Annotated in this window: 12 protein-coding genes; 5 read left to right on the top strand and 7 right to left on the bottom strand. The window is 72.8% G+C overall.

Translation table 11 applies throughout. The features are described from left to right. The first annotated feature begins 10 nt into the window (after nt 1-10). Nucleotides 11-2236, top strand: coding sequence for a 1,4-alpha-glucan branching protein GlgB (gene glgB, locus ACWPWV_RS12270; protein ID WP_454043258.1), 2226 nt, complete (start codon nt 11-13; stop codon nt 2234-2236). Between the two features lie 79 nt (nt 2237-2315). Here glgB and ACWPWV_RS12265 read toward each other — a convergent pair whose 3' ends face one another. Both ACWPWV_RS12265 and ACWPWV_RS12260 read right to left on the bottom strand, forming a co-directional pair. Then, complete coding sequence (locus ACWPWV_RS12265) at nt 2316-3263, bottom strand: tetratricopeptide repeat protein (protein ID WP_454043257.1); 948 nt, start codon at nt 3261-3263, stop codon at nt 2316-2318. 19 nt (nt 3264-3282) lie between these two features. Further along, complete coding sequence (locus ACWPWV_RS12260; RefSeq protein WP_454043256.1) at nt 3283-5484, bottom strand: hypothetical protein; 2202 nt, start codon at nt 5482-5484, stop codon at nt 3283-3285. 377 nt (nt 5485-5861) lie between these two features. Between ACWPWV_RS12260 and ACWPWV_RS12255 the strand changes: the two genes are divergently transcribed. Next, nucleotides 5862-7292 carry a hypothetical protein gene (locus ACWPWV_RS12255; RefSeq protein WP_454043255.1) on the top strand — a complete coding sequence of 477 codons (1431 nt, stop codon included), beginning with the start codon at nt 5862-5864 and terminating at the stop codon, nt 7290-7292. A 3-nt stretch (nt 7293-7295) separates the two neighbouring features. Next, nucleotides 7296-7730, top strand: a complete 435-nt coding sequence (locus tag ACWPWV_RS12250; RefSeq protein ID WP_454043254.1) for a hypothetical protein — start codon at nt 7296-7298, stop codon at nt 7728-7730. Between the two features lie 31 nt (nt 7731-7761). Here ACWPWV_RS12250 and ACWPWV_RS12245 read toward each other — a convergent pair whose 3' ends face one another. From ACWPWV_RS12245 to ACWPWV_RS12235, 3 genes are all read right to left on the bottom strand, one after another. Beyond that, entirely contained in the window at nt 7762-8562 is an 801-nt protein-coding gene (locus ACWPWV_RS12245; protein WP_454043253.1) for an alpha/beta fold hydrolase, read from the bottom strand. A gap of 105 nt (nt 8563-8667) precedes the next feature. Then, nucleotides 8668-9546: an alpha/beta hydrolase gene (locus tag ACWPWV_RS12240; protein ID WP_454043252.1), complete on the bottom strand. Its 879-nt coding sequence runs from the start codon at nt 9544-9546 to the stop codon at nt 8668-8670. 50 nt (nt 9547-9596) lie between these two features. Beyond that, nucleotides 9597-9902 (bottom strand): hypothetical protein, encoded by a 306-nt coding sequence (locus ACWPWV_RS12235; RefSeq protein ID WP_251150249.1) that lies wholly within the window; start codon nt 9900-9902, stop codon nt 9597-9599. 191 nt (nt 9903-10093) lie between these two features. On the opposite strand from ACWPWV_RS12235, the gene ACWPWV_RS12230 reads away from it, so the two are divergent. Both ACWPWV_RS12230 and ACWPWV_RS12225 read left to right on the top strand, forming a co-directional pair. Beyond that, entirely contained in the window at nt 10094-11041 is a 948-nt protein-coding gene (locus ACWPWV_RS12230; RefSeq protein WP_454043251.1) for an FKBP-type peptidyl-prolyl cis-trans isomerase, read from the top strand. A 113-nt stretch (nt 11042-11154) separates the two neighbouring features. Next, entirely contained in the window at nt 11155-11745 is a 591-nt protein-coding gene (locus ACWPWV_RS12225) for a phosphoribosyltransferase (protein WP_454043250.1), read from the top strand. Between the two features lie 109 nt (nt 11746-11854). Here ACWPWV_RS12225 and nrdF read toward each other — a convergent pair whose 3' ends face one another. Both nrdF and nrdE read right to left on the bottom strand, forming a co-directional pair. Next, nucleotides 11855-12835 carry a class 1b ribonucleoside-diphosphate reductase subunit beta gene (gene nrdF, locus ACWPWV_RS12220; protein WP_435736603.1) on the bottom strand — a complete coding sequence of 327 codons (981 nt, stop codon included), beginning with the start codon at nt 12833-12835 and terminating at the stop codon, nt 11855-11857. 236 nt (nt 12836-13071) lie between these two features. Then, nucleotides 13072-15219, bottom strand: coding sequence for a class 1b ribonucleoside-diphosphate reductase subunit alpha (gene nrdE / locus ACWPWV_RS12215; protein WP_454044532.1), 2148 nt, complete (start codon nt 15217-15219; stop codon nt 13072-13074). Nucleotides 15220-15235 lie beyond the last annotated feature (16 nt).

Here is a 15235-nt window from a genome sequence, read left to right as displayed (position 1 = left end):
AGGTTGGCCCATGACCGGGCCTGCCGAATCCACCACCCCGCCTCCCGTCGTCGCACCACCGGAGGCGCTCGCCGCGACCGCGTCCGGACGGACGTTCGACCCCCACGCCGTGCTGGGCCCGCACCTGGGACCCGACCCCGACGACGCGCGCGCCGTCGTGCGCGTGCTGCGCCCCCTCGCCGACGAGGTCGTGGTCGTCACGCTCGACGGCGAGCACCCGGCCGTGCACGAGCAGGACGGGGTGTGGGCCGCCGTCGTGCCGGCTCCCGTGGACGACGCCGGTGCGCGCCACGCGCCGGACTACCGGGTCCGTGCGCGGTACGGCGACCAGACCACGACCGGGGACGACCCGTACCGCTTCCTGCCGACCGTCGGCGAGGTGGACCAGCACCTCATCCGCGAGGGCCGCCACGAGCAGCTCTGGACCGCGCTCGGCGCGAACGTGCGGTCGTTCCCCAGCGTGCTCGGCGCGACGACCGGCACCGCGTTCGCCGTGTGGGCGCCGAACGCGCGCGCGGTGCGCGTCATCGGCGACTTCAACGGGTGGGGCGCCACGCACCCCATGCGCTCGCTCGGGTCGACCGGCGTCTGGGAGCTCTTCGTCCCCGGCGTGGGCGGGGGCGCCCGGTACAAGTACGAGATCCTCGGCCCGGACGGCTCGTGGCGGCAGAAGGCCGACCCCCTCGCGAAGGCCGCGGAGGTCCCGCCCGCCACCGCGAGCGTCGTCGTCGAGTCCGCCTACTCGTGGTCCGACGACGCCTGGCTCGCCGACCGCGCGACGCGGGACCCGCACTCCGGGCCCCTGAGCGTCTACGAGGTCCACCTCGGCTCGTGGCGGCAGGGGCTGTCGTACCGGGACCTCGCGGACCAGCTCACCGGCTACGTGGTCGAGCAGGGCTTCACGCACGTCGAGCTCCTGCCCGTCGCCGAGCACCCGTTCGGCGGCTCGTGGGGCTACCAGGTCACCGGCTACTACGCGCCCACGTCCCGCTTCGGCCACCCCGACGACTTCCGGTACCTCGTCGACCGCCTGCACGCCGCGGGGGTCGGCGTCATCGTCGACTGGGTGCCCGCCCACTTCCCCCGCGACGAGTGGGCGCTCGCCCGCTTCGACGGCACTCCGCTGTACGAGCACGCCGACCCCCTGCGCGGGGAGCAGCCCGACTGGGGCACGTTCGTCTTCGACTTCGGGCGCAACGAGGTGCGCAACTTCCTCGTCGCGAACGCGACCTACTGGTTCGAGGAGTTCCACGTCGACGCGCTGCGCGTCGACGCCGTCGCCTCGATGCTCTACCTCGACTACTCGCGCGGCCCCGGGCAGTGGCATCCCAACGTGCACGGCGGTCGCGAGAACCTCGAGGCCATCGCGTTCCTCCAGGAGACCAACGCGACCGCCTACCGCCGCACGCCGGGCGTCATGATGATCGCGGAGGAGTCCACGGCGTGGCCCGGCGTCACGCGGCCCACCTCCGCGGGCGGCCTCGGCTTCGGGCTCAAGTGGAACATGGGCTGGATGAACGACTCCCTGCGCTACGTCGCCGAGGAGCCGATCAACCGGCGCTACCACCACCACGAGATCACCTTCTCGATGGTCTACGCGTACTCCGAGCAGTTCGTGCTCCCCATCAGCCACGACGAGGTCGTGCACGGCAAGGGCTCGCTCTACGGCAAGATGCCCGGCGACGACTGGCAGAAGCGGGCGGGCGTGCGCGCCTTTCTGGCCTACCAGTGGTCGCACCCCGGGAAGCAGCTGCTCTTCATGGGCAGCGAGATCGGCCAGCACACCGAGTGGAACGAAGGACGCTCGCTCGACTGGGACGGCCTCGCCGCCGACCCCGGCCGGGCCGGGGTGCAGCGCGCCGTGCGCGACCTCAACGCGCTCTACCGCGCGACGCCCGCGCTGTGGGAGCTCGACCACGACCCGTCGGGGTTCGAGTGGCTCGACGCGGACGACGCCGGGCACAACGTGCTCGCGTACGTGCGGCGCGGGCGCGACGGCGGCCAGGTGGCCGTCGTCGTGAACTTCGCCGGGACGCCGCACGAGGGCTACCGGGTCGCGCTGCCCGCCGGCGGCGCGTGGCGCGAGGTGCTCAACACCGACGCCGAGGTGTACGGCGGGTCGGGTGTCGGGAACCTCGGCACGGTGGAGGCGGAGGCCGTGCCGTGGAAGGGCCGGGCGCACTCCGCCCTGCTGCGCGTGCCGCCGCTCGGTGCGCTGTACCTCGTGCCGGCATAGCCCCGGTCCGCCGCGGCGGGGACGACGGCGGCCCGGTCACCTCGTGAGGTGACCGGGCCGCCTCCGGGCTGCTCGCGTGTCAGTAGAGGCTGATCGCCAGGCGCTGACGGGCCTTGCCGACGCGGGGGTCGGCGGGGCCGACGACCTCGAAGTAGTCGAGGAGGCGGACGCGGATCTTCTCCTTCGCGTCCGCGTCCGCGCCGGGCAGGAGGTCCAGCAGGCGGCCGAGCGCGTCGTCGACCTTGCCGCCGAGGAGGTCCAGGTCGGCGACGGCGAGCTGGGCGTCGACGTCCGACGGTGCCGCGGCCGCGGCCGCCCGCACGGCGCCCAGGTCGGCGTCCCGCGTCCGGCGCAGGAGGTGGACCTGCGCGAGGCCCGCGACGGCGAGGGCGTCCTTCGGGTCCTGCTTGATGGCCTTCTCGTACGCGGCGACCGCCGAGTCGAGGTCGTCGCGCTCGATCGCGTCGTACGCCTCCTGGTGCAGCGGCGGCAGCTCGGGCTCGGGCTCGGCGACCGGCTCCGCGACGTCGTCGGCGGGCGCGCCGTCCGGGGACGGGACCCGGCCCGTGACGCCGTTGGCCTCGGCGGCCTGGAGCACCTGGTCGAGCACCTCGCGGATCTGCTCCACGGGCGCGGCTCCCTGGAAGAGCGGCAGCGGCTGACCCTGCAGCACGGCCACCACGGTCGGGACGCCCTGGACCTGGAACGCCGCGGCGACCTGCGGGTACGCCTGGGCGTCGACCCGAGCGAGCAGGAAGCGGCCGGCGTACTCGTCGGCCAGCGCGCCGAGGTCCGTACCGACCTGGGCGTTGGCCTGGTCCGTCGGGATCCACAGCAGCACGACGACCGGGTACTGCGTGGAGTCCTGGACGAGCTGCGGGAACGTCTCGTCGGTGACGTCGACGACGTAGCCTCCCGCCGCCGGCGCACCGCCCTCCGTACCGGGCGGAGGGGCCTGCGGGCGGGTGAGCGCGGACAGGTCGACCGCGCCGCGCACGTCGAAGGTGGGCTGGGTGGGTTCGCTCATGGGTGCATCCTACGGAGCGTCAGGCGTTGGCCGCCGACGTCGCGACGTGCTCCGTGCCGAGCACCCGCATCTGCTCCTCCGAGCCCGCCGGCGGCACGTAGATCGCCACGACGTCGCGGTACTCGACCTTGAGGACGTTCGTCGTCCCCGCGGAGCCGAAGAGGGCCTTCACCGACTCCGTGTCCGGCGGGACCTGCGCCCCCTCCTCGGCCGTCATGGACTCCGCGGACGTGAGCGTGCCGACGACGAGCGCGCCGCCGTCCGCCGTGCGCACGGACCGGACGGGCTGGTCCGGGTCCGGCGTGAAGGTCAGGGTGTACTTCCCCGCCGCCGGGGCGAGCGCGTCCGTCCACACCTTGGCGCGCTCGGCGAGCTGGGCGCGGAACGAGTCGTCCGGGAACGACTTCGCGAAGCTCGACGACGACCCCACGTTGAGGACGTCGGCGTACTGCGCGACGGCGTCCGTGGGCGTGACGAGCAGCGAGTCGTCGTCGGGGGCGACGGCCTCGCTCCCGAGCGTCGGCGCCGCGAAGCTCGGCAGGGTCGTGCTGGGGAAGAGCCGCACCCAGCCCCACAGCTCGTACTCGTCGCGCGCGCCGGCCTGCTCGTAGACGCTGAGGCGCGGGGGCTGGAGGCTCTCGGGCTGCACGCTCACGCCGTACGACGTGCGGGGCCACGTCTGCGTCGTCGGGATGACGACCTGCTGGACGTCGGTCGGCAGCTCCGTCACCAGGTCGTCGTTGCCGCGCGCCTTGGCGACCTTGAGCTGGCTCGTGCGGATGGCGAGCGCCGGCCCGGAGACGCGCTCCTTGAGCAGGGCCGGGTCCGTGGCGGCACCGGCCTCCTCGAGCGTCGTGCCGACCGCCGCGAGGACGTCGGCCTGCTGCGTCTCGTCGAGCACGGGCGGCGGGGTCGCGGCGGTCTCCTCGGGCTGCGGCGTCGGGAGCGGCGCGGCGCAGCCCGCGAGCAGGGCCATGCCGGCGGCCGCCGCGACCGCCGCGAGGCGGGCGCGGTGGGGGCGGGCGGTGGTGCGGTGCTGCGTGCTCATCGTGTGGCGTCCTTCGTCTCGTCCTCGTCGCGCGTGGCCTCGGGCGCCGACGCACCGGCGCTGAAGCCCCACGTGCGACGCCAGGCGTCGGCACGGGTCACCGCGCTGTCCTGCTCCGTCGGGTGGGCGACGGCCGGGTCGACGGCGGGCTGCGCGGCGGTCTTGGGGCGACGGTCGCGCGGCACGACCGGGATCTGCCCGGTCAGCCACGCGCGCCGCGGCTTCTGCGCCTTGGTCTGCTGCTCGGCCAGCCGGTCGGCCTCCTCGCGCTCGCGCAGGCTCGCGGCGCGTGAGCATCCGGACCTGCGCGGTGTCGGTCGGCGCCTCGCCCGGGGCGCCGTCCGGCCCCTGACCGGACGAGGCCGGTGCGCCACCCACCACAGGCGTCGCGCCGGTCGACGACCGGCGGCCGGTGGTCTTGCGCTTCGGGCGCATCGCCGCGGCGCCGATCCCCAGGCCGAGCAGGATCAGGACGATCCCGCCGACCACGCCGGGCCACAGGTAGGGCGTCTCGACCTCGCGCGGCCACGAGAGCTCGACCGTCGGCGCGACCGCGCCCTCTCCCACGCCGGCGGCGAGGAGCTGCCAGCGCCCGGGCTGGTCGTCCCAGCGCAGGGTCACGGAACCGGTCCCGGTGGTCTCGGCGACCCACATGTCGGAGCCGGCCGGGTCGACGCCGACGACGGGCTCCTCCTCGGCCGGGGCCTCTCCCTCGGCGGGCGTCTCGCCCTCCGCGGGGCTCTCGCCCTCGGCGGGAGCGTCCTCGGCCGGCGCCTCGCCCTCGGCGGGGGTCTCGGTCGAGGCCTCGCCGTCCGCGGGCTCCTCGGCCTCCGGGTCCTCCGGGACGACGGCGCTCGTGGCGAGGCGGTCCCAGTCCGAGAGACCGGTCACGACGCCGTGCGGGTCGTCACCGACCCACCCCGTGACGTCGACCTCGCGACCGATCGCCAGGGTCACCTGCTGCTCGTCGGGCACCGTCGCGCGGATCGTCACGCCGTCGTCCACGAGGTCCAGGACCCCGGGCTCGGTGACGAGCAGCGTGCCGTCGCCGTCGAACGCCGTGGTCGCGGCGACCGTGTCGCTGTCCCGCCAGACCGTGGCGGACGCGACGCCGAGACCCACCGCGACGAGCCCTCCCACGATCAGGACGGCGGCGATGATTCGTTGCAGCACCGAGTGTTCCCTTCGTCGACCGACGTTCAAGGATAGGTGCGAACGCCCGCGTCGATCGACCGTCGGGCGCTCGCTGTGGATCTCTCACCAACCGTTCACGACACGGCCGCGAGCCGGTCCCCAGGCTGTCACGACGGCACGGCACGAGCCCGGCGAGCGGTGGGCAGGGCCGGGCGCGGGGGGCCCGGCGTCGCCTCGGGGGACGTCCCCGCACCCCTCGTCGTGTGAGCCATTCCGGGTATTCAGGACAGCGGCCCTCCCCGTATCCTGGACGGACCACGTGGGGCCGCGGCGCGGACCGCCGCCCTCCGACCAGCGCTGGAGGCCACCTCGCCCAGCGGTGGAGTCCACGACGAACCACACCGGAGGTCATCGACGTGTCCGACGAGCGCACGCTCTTCCCCATCACCATGCGCGGGTACGACCGCGTCCAGGTCGAGGCCCAGCTCGCGAAGCTGGAGAAGGCGCTCGAGGACGCGCGCTCACGGCTCGAGTCGTCCGACGGCCGGATCATGCAGCTGACGACCGAGCTCGGGGACGCGCAGCGCCAGCTGCGCGAGGCGGACCGCCCGTCGTACGCGGGGCTCGGGTCGCGGATCGAGCAGCTCATGCGGTCCGCCGAGGAGCAGTCCGCGGACATCCTCTCCCAGGCGAACGCGCAGGCCGCCGACATCATGGCGCGCGCGAAGCTGTCGGCCGGGCAGGTCCGCTCCCGCGCCGAGAACGAGGTCGCGGAGATGCTCAACAGCGCCCGCCTCGAGGCGGAGGAGATCCGCAGCACGAGCGCCTCCGAGGTCGAGAGCACGCTCGTCGGTGCGCAGCGACGCGCCGAGGAGCTCGTCGGGTCCGCGGAGCGCGAGGCCGCGCGCATCCAGAGCGCGATCGCGACGGAGGAGAGCGAGCGCAGGGCGTCGCTCGAGCGCGAGCTGGGCACGCTGCGCGCGTCCGTCGAGCGCGAGACGACGGAGCTGCGCGTCGGCACGGAGCGCGAGGCCGCGGAGCTGCGTGCGCGGGTCGCGGCCGAGACCGCGGCGCAGCGCGAGGCGGCGGACCGCGAGACGTCGGAGCTGCTGGAGAACGCACGGCGCGAGGCCCAGCGCCAGGTCGACGAGGCCCAGCGCCAGGCGTCGGAAGCCGCGAACGCCGTCACGTCCGAGATGGAGGAGCTCCGCGACCGGGCCCGGACCGCGCTCGCCGACGCCGAGCTCGAGGTGGTCCGTCGTCGCGAGGAGGCCGAGCAGGAGAACGCCGCGCGTCACGTCGCCGCGAAGACCGAGACCGAGAAGCTCGTCGCGACCGCGGAGGAGCACGCCGCCGAGGCCGAGAAGCGCGTGGCCCTCGCCCTCGAGCAGGCCGAGAAGGTGCGCGCCGAGTCGGACGCGTACGTCAAGGAGCTCATGCAGAACGCCCGGCGCAACGCGGACCGGGTCGTCGCCGAGGCGCGCGAGTTCGCGGAGCAGACGGTGGGCGACGCGAAGGCGGAGGCCGAGCAGCAGCGCGCCGTCGCCCAGCGCCAGCTCGAGGACCTCACGCGCCAGCACGACTCGATCAACACCTACCTCGACGAGCTCCGCGGCCTGCTCGCCAGCGACACGGAGGCCGCCTCCAAGGCCACGCCGCGGGCCGACGCCGTCCCGGCGGGCACGCCCGCGCAGCAGGCGCGGGCCGCGCAGCTCGTGACGGCCGAGGTCCCCGAGGTCACCGAGGAGCAGGCGAAGCCCGTCGCCACGGTCCAGGCCCCCCGGCGCGGGACCCCGAAGGTCCCGGCGCCCTCGGACCGCGAGACCGACGCGCCCGCCAAGGCCTGACCGGTGACGGACGGCAGCACCGCTGCCGACGCGGACGCCTGGCGCCGGCAGCGGACGGAGGCGGCGGAGCACCAGCAGCGGGAGCTGGACCGTCGACGCGCGCAGGAGTCGGCGGCGGCGCGTGCGCTGCTCGCCGACTTCGTCGAGCGCGCCCGGGACCGTGGTCTCGAGCCCGAGGCGCTGCGTGCGCGGTCGTTCGACGGCCGGGCGACGTACCGCACCCCGGTGCGCGGCTGGTACCTGCGCAAGAACCGGTCCGTGGCCGTCGGCACCGACGGCGCGTTCTACGTCCTCGGTGTCCCGGCCAGCCTCGCCGCGCGCGTGCGCGGTGCGACGCTCACGCCGTCGGACCCGCCGCTCGTGCTCGGCAAGGGCGGGCGGGACGGCGAGTCGATCGACCTCGCCGACGCGCTCGCCCTGGTCCTCGACGGCTCCTGACGCCGCAGGTCTTCCCGGCCGGGTCCGCCGGTCAGGACGCCGCGCGCGCCAGGAGGTCCGCGAGAGCGTCCGCGACCGCGGCAGGGTCCTCGAGCGCGCTCATGTGCCCCGCGCCCTGGACCTGGACGAGCTGCGCGTGCGGTGCCGCGGAGGCCATGTGCTCGGCCTCGGCGACCGGCGTGACCTGGTCCTCCTCGCCGACGACCACCGCGACCGGACCGGCGAACGCCTCGAGCACGTGCGTCCGGTCGGGGCGCGCCGCCATGGCCCGCTGCGACCACGCGACGCCCGCGGCCCGCTGGCCACGGATCCACTCCTCGAGACGGGACGTCAGGTGCTTGCGCACCGTCTTGCTCGTCTCGCCGAGGAGCACCCCCGGCATGCCGAGGACGGCGTCGACGGTCTGCTCCGACGCCACGCGGTCGGCGATGCGCAGCCGGTTCGCGCGCGCCTCGTCGGTGTCGGCGGTGGACTTCGTGTCGACGAGCCCGAGACCGGCGACGAGGTCGGGGTACCGCTCCGCGAGCGCGAGGGCGACGTACCCGCCCATGGAGAGCCCCGCGACGACGGCGCGCGCGACGCCCGCCCGGCCCAGCGCCTCGGCGGTCGCGTCCGCCGCCGCCTCGATCGACGGCGGCTCCGCCCCGAGCGGGCTCTGTCCGAGACCCGGCAGGTCCACCGCGAGGACGGTCGGCTCACCGGGGAAGGCCTCCGCGACGTCCGACCACATCCGGTGGTCGACGGGGAAGCCGTGCAGGAGGACGAGCGGCAGGCCGGACCCGTCGCGGAGGGTGAAGGTCTCGAGCCGTCCCTGGGACCGTGCGGTCGTCACGTGCGCTCCTTCTGTCGTCGGTGCTGCGTCCCCCTGCCGGTCGCGCGGGACGGGCCACCCTCCACGCTGCCACGAACAGGGCCTCCCTGCCGCTGCGGGAGCGGATCAGTCCGCGGCCCCGTCCTCCCGGCTCGCGTCGTAGCTCGCCTGGTCGGTGTTCTCGGTGTCCTGCTCGGCGGCGCTCGCCGCCCCGGCGGAGCCGGACCACGTCGTCGGCAGCGGGAGCGGGTGGTCGGGCAGGACGTGCCCGACGATCTCGTCGAGCACGCGGCGCACCGACGACTCGCCCACCCACAGGTGCTTCGCGTCGTCGACCGCGATGACCTCCGCCTGCCGCACGCGGGCGAACCGACGGCGCGCCTCGTCCGGGCGGAGGTAGTCGTCGAGCTCGGGGACGAGCACGACGAGCGGCTTGCCGAACGCGTCCCAGCGGTCGAGGTCCTCGTCCGTGGCGCGGTGCAGCGGTGGCGAGAGGAGGATCGCGCCCTCGACGGCCGGGTCCGTGCCGTGCTTGAGCGCGAGCTCCGTGCCGAACGACCACCCGACGAGCCACGGGTGCGGCAGGTCGTGGAACTCGGCGTACTCGATGGCGGCGGCGACGTCGAAGCGCTCGGACTCCCCGCCGTCGAAGGCCCCCTCGCTCGTCCCGCGGGGCGAGGACGTGCCCCGCGTGTTGAACCGCAGCACGGCGAGGTCCGCGAGCGCCGGGAGGCGCCACGCGGCCTTGCGGTAGACGTGGGAGTCCATGTAGCCGCCGTGGGTCGGCAGCGGGTGCAGCGTGAGCAGCGTCGCGGCGGGGGCGCGGTGCTCGGGGAGGGCCAGCTCCCCGACGAGGGTCAGGCCGTCGGCGGTGTGGAGCTCGATGTCCTCGCGCCGCGCGGGCAGGACCGTCAGGGACCGGATCGGGGTGGCGTCATCGCCACGGCCGTCGGGGCCGTCGGGTGCGGCGGGCTGGGCGGGCGCGGCGTCGGGTGCGGTGCTCATCGGTTCGAGCCTAGTTGCTCGCCCTCGCTTCCTCGCCGCGCACGCGGGCGTCAGCGGGGCCGACGCCGCCCGCGTGCCTGCCAGCACGCCGTGTGCCAGTGCCGGCGGTGCTCCAGGGCGGTCTGGGCCCCGAAGAACGAGTCCTCCTGCCAGGCGACGACGTGGCCGGTCCCCGGCGGGATCGTCTGGTTGCAGCCCGGGCACAGGTACGACTTGTCGGCGCCTCGCACGGTGCGGACCGACCACTCGCCGTCGGACCCGGACTCCCTGCGTGCTCCGCCGAGGGCACGGTCGAGGTCGAGCGGTGCGGGCTCGGCGCTCCAGGGGCGCTTGCGGGACGGTCGACGGGACGGCACCCCTCCATGATCCCCCGGCGGCCGCCGGTCGCCGAACCGGGTTCCCAGCGGGCGTCCAGACCGGACCGCTAGAGTGTCCGGGCCGGTGCTGCACCCGAGGATCGATCGCGTCGTCGTGACGCGGCCCGTCCGGTTGCGGCACAGACCCCGACGGCGCGCGCGTCGTCCCCTCGACCGAAGGACTCCCCCACGTGAAGCACCGCACCCTGCGCGGCGTCGCCGCGCTCACCCTCGGCGCCTCCCTCCTGCTCGCCGGCTGCGGTTCGGGCGACGGCGGGTCGGACGCCGAGACGTCGCCGAGCCCTTCGGCGAGCGACGCGCCGACCGCGTCGCCCGAGGACCTCGCCGCGCTCGAGGCCATCACCGTCACGGGCGACCCCGGTGCCGAGCCGACGCTCGAGTTCGAGGCGCCTCTCGAGGTCTCGGCCGCGGTCACGAGCCTGCACGACGAGGGCACGGGTGCGGAGCTCGAGGAGGGCATGCAGGTGACGATGCAGTACGTCGCCTACAACGGGACGGACGCGACGCGCGCCGGCTCGACGTGGGAGGACGACGCGCCGCAGTCCTTCACGCTCGGCGACCCGCAGTTCGACCTGCTCACGGACCCGCTCCTCGGCCAGAAGGTCGGCGCCCGCCTGCTCTTCGCCGGGCCGGACCAGTCGGGCGGCACCGTCGTCAACCTCATCGAGGTCGTCGACGCCAAGAAGATCCCCTCGCGCGCCGAGGGCGAGGCCGTGACGCCGGCCGAGGGCCTGCCCACCGTGACGCTCGACGACACGGGCAAGCCGACCATCGAGATCCCCGAGGGTTACGAGGCGCCGACCGAGCTCGTCGCGCAGACGCTCATCAAGGGCGACGGCCCGGTCGTCACCGAGGACCAGACGGTCACCGCGCACTACACGGGCATGCTGCTCGACGGCACGGTCTTCGACTCGTCCTGGGAGCGCGGCACGCCGACGAGCTTCTCCCTGCAGCAGGTCGTCCCGGGCTGGACGCAGGGCATCGCCGGCCAGACGGTCGGCAGCCAGGTGCTGCTCGTGATCCCGTCCGAGCTGGGCTACGGCGAGCAGGGCAGCGGCGACACCATCCCGCCGGACTCGCCGCTGGTGTTCGTCGTCGACATCCTCGCGGCGGAGTGACGGCCGCACAGCGACCGCCTCTCGCGCACTGACGCACAGGGCCGCCTCCCGTTCGACGGGGGGCGGCCCTCGTCGTGGGCCCGGGACCCCGGCGGTCGCCGTAGGCTCGACGTATGACCGAACCCTCGACGTACCCCGCTGCGCCCCCGGCGCCCTCCGTGCCCGGTGTGCCCGCCGCACCCGTCGTGACGTCGCCACCCGAGGCCGGGGTACCGCCCGAGCGCGAGGTCCTCACGTGGGAGACGTTCGGCGTGGCCGCGCGGGAGCTCGCGGAGCAGGTCGTGGCGAGCGGGTTCCGGCCGGACGTCGTCGTCGCGGTCGCGCGGGGTGGCCTCCTGCCCGGCGGCGCGGTCGCGTACGCGCTCGGGACGAAGGGCGTGGGCACGCTCAACGTCGAGTTCTACACGGACATCGGCCAGACCCTCGACGACCCGCGCGTGCTCCCGCCCCTCATGGACACCTCCGACCTCCCCGGTGCCCACGTCCTCGTGGTCGACGACGTCGCCGACTCGGGCCGCACGCTCGCCCTGGTCATGGAGATGCTCTCGCACCACGGCGCGGAGGCCCGGTCCGCGGTGCTCTACACGAAGCCGCGCACGATCATCCAGCCGGACTTCTCCTGGAAGGACACCGACCTCTGGATCACGTTCCCGTGGTCGGCCGACCCGCCCGTCGAGGGCGCGCAGCCGCGCCCCGCGGACTGAGCCCCGCTGGCCCGGGCCGCAGCAGGTCCGCGACGGACCGGCACGGACGACGACGGCCGCCTTCCCCACGCCGGGGTGGCGGCCGTCGTCGTCCGGTGTGCGGGACGGGTCAGAAGTCCCAGTCGTCGTCCTCGGTGTTCACGGCCTTGCCGATGACGTACGACGAGCCCGACCCGGAGAAGAAGTCGTGGTTCTCGTCGGCGTTCGGCGACAGGGCCGAGAGGATCGCCGGGTTGACGTCGGTCTCGTCCTTGGGGAACAGCGCCTCGTAGCCGAGGTTCATGAGCGCCTTGTTCGCGTTGTACCGCAGGAACTTCTTGACGTCCTCGGTGAGCCCGACGCCGTCGTAGAGGTCCTCCGTGTACTGCACCTCGTTGTCGTAGAGCTCGAAGAGGAGCTCGAACGTGTAGCCCTTGAGCTCCTCGCGCTCGGCCGGCGAGAGCTTCTCGAGGCCCTTCTGGTACTTGTAGCCGATGTAGTACCCGTGCACGGCCTCGTCACGGATGATGAGGCGGATGAGGTCGGCCGTGTTCGTCAGCTTGGCGCGCGACGACCAGTACATCGGCAGGTAGAAGCCGGAGTAGAAGAGGAACGACTCGAGGAGCGTGCTCGCGACCTTGCGCTTGAGCGGCGAGTCACCCTTGTAGTACTCCATGACGATCTCGGCCTTGCGCTGCAGGTTCGGGTTCTCCTCCGACCAGCGGAACGCGTCGTCGATCTCGCGCGTCGAGCACAGCGTCGAGAAGATCGACGAGTAGCTCTTGGCGTGCACCGACTCCATGAACGCGATGTTCGTGTACACCGCCTCCTCGTGCGGTGTGATCGCGTCCGGGATGAGCGACACGGCACCGACGGTGCCCTGGATCGTGTCGAGCAGCGTCAGGCCCGTGAACACGCGCATGGTGAGCTCCTGCTCCTGCGCGGTGAGCGTGTGCCACGACTGGATGTCGTTGGACACCGGCACCTTCTCGGGCAGCCAGAAGTTCCCGACGAGGCGGTCCCAGACCTCGAGGTCCTTCTCGTCCTCCAGACGGTTCCAGTTGATCGCGCTCACGCGATCGATGAGCTTGAGCTTCCCGGTGGGCGACATCTGCCTTCTTCTCTCCTGCTGACCCCGGACCGACCGGGACGTTTCGACTGACCGGACCCTTCGTCGTCGGGCACCGCTGCCGACGACGAAGGTGAGCCGCACGGTGAGCGGCGGGAGGAGCGAGGGGCGCCGGTCGTGGCGGGCCTGGCGGGGGGCCGCGAGGCACGAGCGGCCGGATGGTAGACCGGCGCCCCTTGCTCCGGACGGCGCGGCAGCGAGGCCGCGACGTCGTCAACTCACAGCATGCAGCTGACGCAGCCCTCCACCTCGGTCCCCTCCAGGGCCATCTGGCGGAGACGGATGTAGTAGAGCGTCTTGATGCCCTTGCGCCACGCGTAGATCTGCGCGCGGTTGACGTCGCGCGTGGTGACCGTGTCCTTGAAGAACAGCGTGAGGCTCAGGCCCTGGTCGACGTGCTGCGTCGCGGCGGCGTAGGTGTCGATGATCTTCTCGTACCCGATCTCGTACGCGTCCTCGTAGAACTCGAGGTTGTCGTTCGTGAGGTACGGCGCCGGGTAGTAGACGCGGCCGATCTTGCCTTCCTTGCGGATCTCGATCTTCGACGGCACCGGGTGGATCGACGACGTCGAGTTGTTGATGTACGAGATCGAGCCGGTCGGCGGGACGGCCTGGAGGTTCTGGTTGTAGATCCCGTGCTCCATGACCGAGGCCTTGAGGGCCTTCCAGTCGTCCTGGGTGGGGATGTGCACGCCGGCGTCGGTGAACAGGGCGCGGACGCGGTCGGTCTCCGGCTCCCACACCCGGTCGGTGTACTTGTCGAAGTACTCGCCGGTCGCGTACTTCGAGTCCTCGAAGCCGCCGAACGCGCGCCCGCGCTCGATCGCGAGCCGGTTGGAGGCCGCGATCGCGTGGTAGGCGACGGTGTAGAAGTAGATGTTCGTGAAGTCGACGCCCTCGGTGGACCCGTAGTGGATCCGCTCGCGCGCGAGGTAGCCGTGCAGGTTCATCTGGCCGAGACCGATCGCGTGCCCGGAGTCGTTGGCGCGCTTGATCGACGGCACGGACTCGATGCTCGTCTGGTCGGAGACGGCCGTGAGCGCCCGGATCGCGGTGTCGATCGACTTCGCGAAGTCGGGCGAGTCCATCGTCTTCGCGATGTTCAGCGAGCCGAGGTTGCAGGAGATGTCGCGGCCGACGTGCTCGTACGAGAGGTCCTCGTTGAACGTCGACGGCGTCGACACCTGGAGGATCTCGGAGCACAGGTTCGAGTGGGTGATGCGGCCCTTGATCGGGTTCGCCCTGTTCACCGTGTCCTCGAACATGATGTACGGGTACCCGGACTCGAACTGGAGCTCCGCGATGGTCTGGAAGAAGTCGCGGGCCTTGATCTTCGTCTTGCGGATGCGCGAGTCGTCGACCATCTCGTCGTACTTCTCCGTGACCGAGATGTCGGCGAACGGCACGCCGTAGACGCGCTCGACGTCGTACGGCGAGAAGAGGTACATGTCCTCGTTCTTCTTGGCGAGCTCGAACGTGATGTCCGGGATCACGACGCCGAGCGACAGCGTCTTGATGCGGATCTTCTCGTCGGCGTTCTCGCGCTTGGTGTCGAGGAACCGCAGGATGTCCGGGTGGTGCGCGTGGAGGTACACCGCGCCCGCGCCCTGGCGCGCGCCGAGCTGGTTGGCGTAGGAGAAGGAGTCCTCGAGGAGCTTCATCACGGGGATGACGCCGGACGACTGGTTCTCGATGTGCTTGATCGGTGCGCCGTGCTCGCGGATGTTGCTCAGGAGCAGGGCGACGCCGCCGCCACGCTTGGAGAGCTGCAGCGCGGAGTTGATGCCGCGCGCGATGGACTCCATGTTGTCCTCGATGCGCAGCAGGAAGCAGGACACGGGCTCGCCGCGCTGCGCCTTGCCGACGTTGAGGAAGGTCGGGGTGGCGGGCTGAAAGCGGCCGCTGATGACCTCCTCGACGATGTCGAGCGCCTGCTGCTCGTTCCCGTCCGCGAGCCCGAGCGCGACCATGCACACGCGGTCCTCGAACCGCTCGAGGTAGCGCTTGCCGTCGAACGTCTTGAGCGTGTACGAGGTGTAGTACTTGAACGCGCCGAGGAACGTCTCGAACCGGAACTTCTTCGAGTACGCGAACTCGAACAGCGACGTCACGAACGCCGGGTCGTACTTCGCGAGCACGGCCGGGTCGTAGTACTTGTTCTCGACGAGGTAGTCGAGCTTCTCGGAGAGGTCGTGGAAGAACACCGTGTTCTGGTTCACGTGCTGCAGGAAGTACTGCCGCGCGGCCTCACGGTCCTTGTCGAACTGGATCTCGCCGTTCGGGCCGTAGAGGTTGAGCATCGCGTTGAGCGCGTGGAAGTCGAGCTGCGAGCTCGAGAGCGACACCTTCTGCGCCGCCAGCGCCACGTCGCCCGTCCCTGCG

The organism is Cellulosimicrobium sp. Marseille-Q8652, assembly GCF_965112045.1.
The sequence above is the reverse complement of the archived record's forward strand: the minus strand, read 5'-3'. Positions and strand labels throughout refer to the sequence as shown.

Coding starts and splice junctions, on each gene's coding strand:
- glgB (WP_454043258.1), top strand. CDS start 11: ATGACCGGGCCTGCCGAATCCACCACCCCGCCTCCCGTCGTCGCACCA.
- ACWPWV_RS12265 (WP_454043257.1), bottom strand. CDS start 3,263: ATGAGCGAACCCACCCAGCCCACCTTCGACGTGCGCGGCGCGGTCGAC.
- ACWPWV_RS12240 (WP_454043252.1), bottom strand. CDS start 9,546: ATGAGCACCGCACCCGACGCCGCGCCCGCCCAGCCCGCCGCACCCGAC.
- ACWPWV_RS12225 (WP_454043250.1), top strand. CDS start 11,155: ATGACCGAACCCTCGACGTACCCCGCTGCGCCCCCGGCGCCCTCCGTG.
- nrdF (WP_435736603.1), bottom strand. CDS start 12,835: ATGTCGCCCACCGGGAAGCTCAAGCTCATCGATCGCGTGAGCGCGATC.